The sequence below is a fragment of the Pricia sp. genome (assembly GCF_041745955.1).
GTDB lineage: Bacteria > Bacteroidota > Bacteroidia > Flavobacteriales > Flavobacteriaceae > Pricia.
This window is the reverse complement of the sequence record NZ_JBGTHY010000433.1, coordinates 1-4428: the sequence shown is the minus strand read 5'-3', so window position 1 is coordinate 4428 and position 4428 is coordinate 1. Positions and strand designations below refer to the sequence as shown.

3 protein-coding genes are annotated in these 4428 nt (G+C 47.9%); all 3 read left to right on the top strand.

The annotated features are described in order from the left end of the window. Nucleotides 1–33: 33 nt before the first annotated feature. Complete coding sequence (locus ACEW8S_RS15265) at nt 34–2982, top strand: TonB-dependent receptor domain-containing protein (RefSeq protein ID WP_373518990.1); 2949 nt, start codon at nt 34–36, stop codon at nt 2980–2982. 30 nt (nt 2983–3012) lie between these two features. Then, the gene (locus ACEW8S_RS15260) at nt 3013–3522 is read left to right on the top strand and encodes a hypothetical protein (protein ID WP_373518989.1); all 510 of its coding nucleotides are present in this window, start codon (nt 3013–3015) and stop codon (nt 3520–3522) included. Between the two features lie 28 nt (nt 3523–3550). Further along, nucleotides 3551–4428 (top strand): histidinol-phosphate transaminase (locus tag ACEW8S_RS15255; protein ID WP_373518988.1); only part of this gene is annotated, 878 nt, incomplete at its 3' end.

The following is a 4428-nucleotide window of genomic DNA, read 5'->3' as shown; positions in this document are numbered from 1 at the left end:
CACTGTTTAGTATCCACCAAAAACCTTGTACTTATGAAGAAAGCTCTATTACTAGTATTCGTTCTTTTTAACGCCTTTTATATAATGCATGGACAGGACATTATGATCACCGGTACGGTCGTTGACGACCAAGGTGTCGTTTTGCCCGGTTCGGATGTTATTATAAAGGGCACTACTAAAGGCGCAACCACTAATTTCGATGGTGAATTTACTATTGACGCCCCGGCCGATGCGATTTTGATGTTTTCCTCGTTGGGCTTTGGCAAAAAGGAGGTACCTGTCGAGGGTCAAACATCGCTCAACGTAACTTTGGAAGCCGCTGCGGAACAGTTGTTGGAGACCATTGTAATCGGCTCGAGGGGGAAACCCAGGACCGCATTGGATACTCCCGTACCCGTTGATGTTATCAATATTGCGGAGCAGGCGATAAATATGCCACAGCAGGACCTCTCACAAATGTTGGCGGCCTCGGCTCCTTCCTTTACAGCCTTTCAAAGCGGTGGCGGAGACCTGTCCTCTTTTGTCAGCCAACCAAGTCTTAGGGGTCTTGCCGCCAGTCAGGTGTTGGTATTGGTAAACGGCAAACGAAGGCATACGTCGGCCATTCTGGCGGGAAATCAGACCGGCACCCCGGGACCGGCAGTCGACATGAGCTTTATACCTAATATAGGGGTTGAACGCATAGAGATTCTTCGTGATGGTGCTTCCGCGCAATACGGATCCGATGCCATCGCCGGGGTGATCAATATGGTCATGAAAAAGGGAACTGGAAAATTTACCGGCTCCCTGACCGGTGGTGCGTATATCAATTCTTCCCCAGACTTCAGCGATTCCGACCTTACCGAAGGCGAACGGTCATTGAACCGCAGTACAGGGGAGTGGGACGGTTATAATTTTCAATTCGATGGTAACTACGGAATAGGTTTTGAAAACGGGGGATACTTCAATACCTCCGCTATGGTAGCATCCTCTGAACGCACCATCAGGCCAACCGTCTTGGAGATAGACCGCGCCCCCCTTTATAGCGGAAATTATCTCAACAACCAAACCACCACCACTAACGGTGTTCCCATTATCACAAATCCGGAACTGATTGCCGCACAGGCCAATGGCGACGCCGCGGCAGTGGCCAATCTCAGCACTGTAGAGGGCCTTATGGCCGCAAGGGGGGTGGAGCAGTATGAAGTAGCTACCTATTCGGGACTTCCCGCACAGACCCGTATGAGTCTTGCCTTTAACTTGGAAAGCCCGATGACCGAAAACGGCAACTTTTACGCATTCGGAGATTTTGGATATAAATATACCGATGCCTACTCCTGTTTTTACAGAAGGGCCGCACAAGCAGATCGAACCAGTTATGCCCTGTATCCCAATGGTTTCAGGCCACAAATCTACACAGACCAGTATAATTTATCGCTAGCTACGGGTATAACCGGCGTATTGGGTGATTTTGACTTTGATCTCAGCAATACTTTAGGCACAAATTCGGCACAATATGGTATGTTCAATACTTGGAATGCCAGTATTGGGGAATCTTCGCCCACCGAGATGAATCTCGGAACGCACCGTTTCTTACAGAACACCCTCAACTTTGACGCTACCAATTTTTACGATGCTGTTTTAGAGGGTCTTAATATTGCCTTCGGGGCAGAATTGCGTGTTGAAAATTATCAAATCACGGCGGGACAGGAAGAAAGCTGGACTGCAGGTACCGAGGGAGTCTTCACCGCCACACAGGACAATCAACTACTTATAGGTCCTGACGGTTTTCCTTTGGAAGATTTAGGCGGAAACCCCATCGTCGATGATAACGGAGCGCCATTAGTGCTACCCAATGCAGGTGTTAGCCAAGAATTGGTAAAAAATTACGCGTTGAACTGTCAGTGTTTTAGGGGCTTTGCCCCCGAAAACGAGGGCAACCGTTTTCGTTCCGTAATGGCCGCCTACGGGGATTTGGAATTGGATGTCACTGAAGATTGGCTCGTATCAGGGGCCCTGAGGTTTGAAAATTATTCCGATTTCGGGAACGTATTAACAGGTAAGGTGGCTACCCGGTATTCCATTGGTGAAAAATCTGCGATTCGGGGATCATTTAGTAGCGGTTTTAGAGCTCCATCCCTACAAGAATTAGGGTATTCGCACAGTTTTACTTTTTTTGTAGGATTAGTACCCTTTGATGGCACCCTCTATCCAAATAGCAGCTCTCCCGCACGTGCTTTGGGTATCGGCGCCCTACAGGAAGAACGCTCCCGAAACGTAAGTGTAGGCTTTACCGCGGAAATCGGAAAATTCGACCTGGCGGTGGACGCCTATAAAATCGACATTTTCGACAGGATATTTCAGACCAGTGAATTCGATGCAGGTCAGGCACCCGTGCTTGAGCCCGTAATCGGTTCGGGTCTAGCCAATTTCAGAATCAACGGAGGCGATATCAGTACCCAAGGTATAGAAGCGGTGCTGAGCTACAACACTAATTTGGGTGACGGCAAAATTGGATTCGATATTGCCGGAATTTTTAGGGAAAATACCTTTGAAGGTGCCAATGTGCCCGACCTGAACACGGCCCTGACCGATGAAGAACTTACGGAATTATACGTGAGTCGCGACCTGATAGGGCAATTTGAGACCGGTACTCCCGGTAGCAAAATTATTGGTACCCTAAACTACTCGGCAGGTAAGTTCTCGACAATGCTTAGGGGAACCAGGTACGGATCCGTGCAGACCAGGGATAGTCAGGAAAGAGACCTTTTGGGTGGCAGTTTTGGCTTCGCCGATCAATATTATACACCAGAATTTACGGTTGATCTCGGTATTACCTACAGCTTTACCGATGCCGTTAGTTTAACGCTGGGAGGCAATAATATTTTTAACGAATATCCAGAAATCGTAAGGTATGAGCTTAGAACTTTCGACCTATACTCGCAATATCAGCAGGGATCGACAGGTGCCAACTATTTTGCACGATTGACTTTTACACTGTAATGAATTCGGCAAACCTTAAAGAAGAAAAAAATGAAAAATTATATACAAAGCTCCATTCTCCTAATAGTGGCATTCGGAATGTTATCGTGCGAACAAGAAAGATTGGACCCCATTCATACGACCGCTGAAGGCGGTGGCACCTTAAATGAATACGTTGCCTACGATATAGCGTCTACCGACCCAACCGGGTCAAATGTTTATGGACGGGTTGTTTTTTACAAGACCACCCTCGAGCAGACCTTGGTTCAAATTTCCCTTTACAATACCGTTGAAAATCTCATGCACCCTGCGCTGGTATTGGAGGGGGCCTCGGGTTCAAGTATGTCTAGCATACTAAGCCTTGATGATATTGACGGAAGCACGGGAGAGTTTTCGAACAGTAAATTTTTCATCATTACAAATACTGCTTTTTACGATTCCCTAGAGGGCGAAACGGCATCTTTAGACGCACATGTGAGCATATATCTTAGCGATTCCGACAATACGATAGTCGCATCGGGCGACATTGGCATTAATGCAATGCCAGTAGCAACAGATTAGAACTCTTAACTTAAATCCATATAACACTATGAGTACATTAGACAGAAGGGCATGGTTGAAGCGAGGCGCTTTGACCGCCGCAGGCGCATTGGTAATGCCACACCTCAGTTTTGGCGAAACACCTAGGGCGCAACTTAAATTCGACAGCCGGGGCAGAACCTTGTACAGTCCGTTTTTTAAGGAGTACAATGCCGAATTTTTCCCTGACGAAACCAAATTATTGGCCAAACTGAACGCCAACGAGAATCCGTACGGCCCTTCGCCAATGGCGGTCGAGGCTTTTCAAAAAGCGGCCCCAATGGGCAATCGATACGCTTGGAAAGAACTTTTTGACCTGATGAATAAAATCGCCGTTTTAGAAAACGTCGATGCAAAGAACATCATGATGGGCCCGGGCTCTTCCGACCTTTTGGAAAAAACGGCCATGGTCATTTTCGCCAACGGCGGCAATGTGGTCTCCGCAGATCCAAGCTACATGTCACTGATCCGTGTCGCCGAGGCTACCGGAGCTTCTTGGAAAAGCATCCCATTGAAAGACGATTGGTCGCATGACCTAAAAGGGATGGAAGCGGCCATAGATGCCGATACCAAGCTGGTTTATATCTGCAACCCGAACAACCCCACCGGCAGTATGACAGACCATGCCGAACTGGTCGATTTCTGCTCGCGGGTATCCGAAAAAGTCCCTGTTTTTGTTGATGAAGCTTACATGGGGTTTTTAGAGGATGGTGCCAAGAAAAGTATGGTATCGCTGATCAATGAGGGCAAGGATGTCATCATTGCGCGTACCTTTTCCAAAATTCACGGTATGGCAGGCCTTCGCGTGGGCTACGTCGTTGCACAGGAAGCTACCTTGGATAAGATTCAAGCGGTGACCCGGGGCGGTATGGGCATTACCTATCCCTC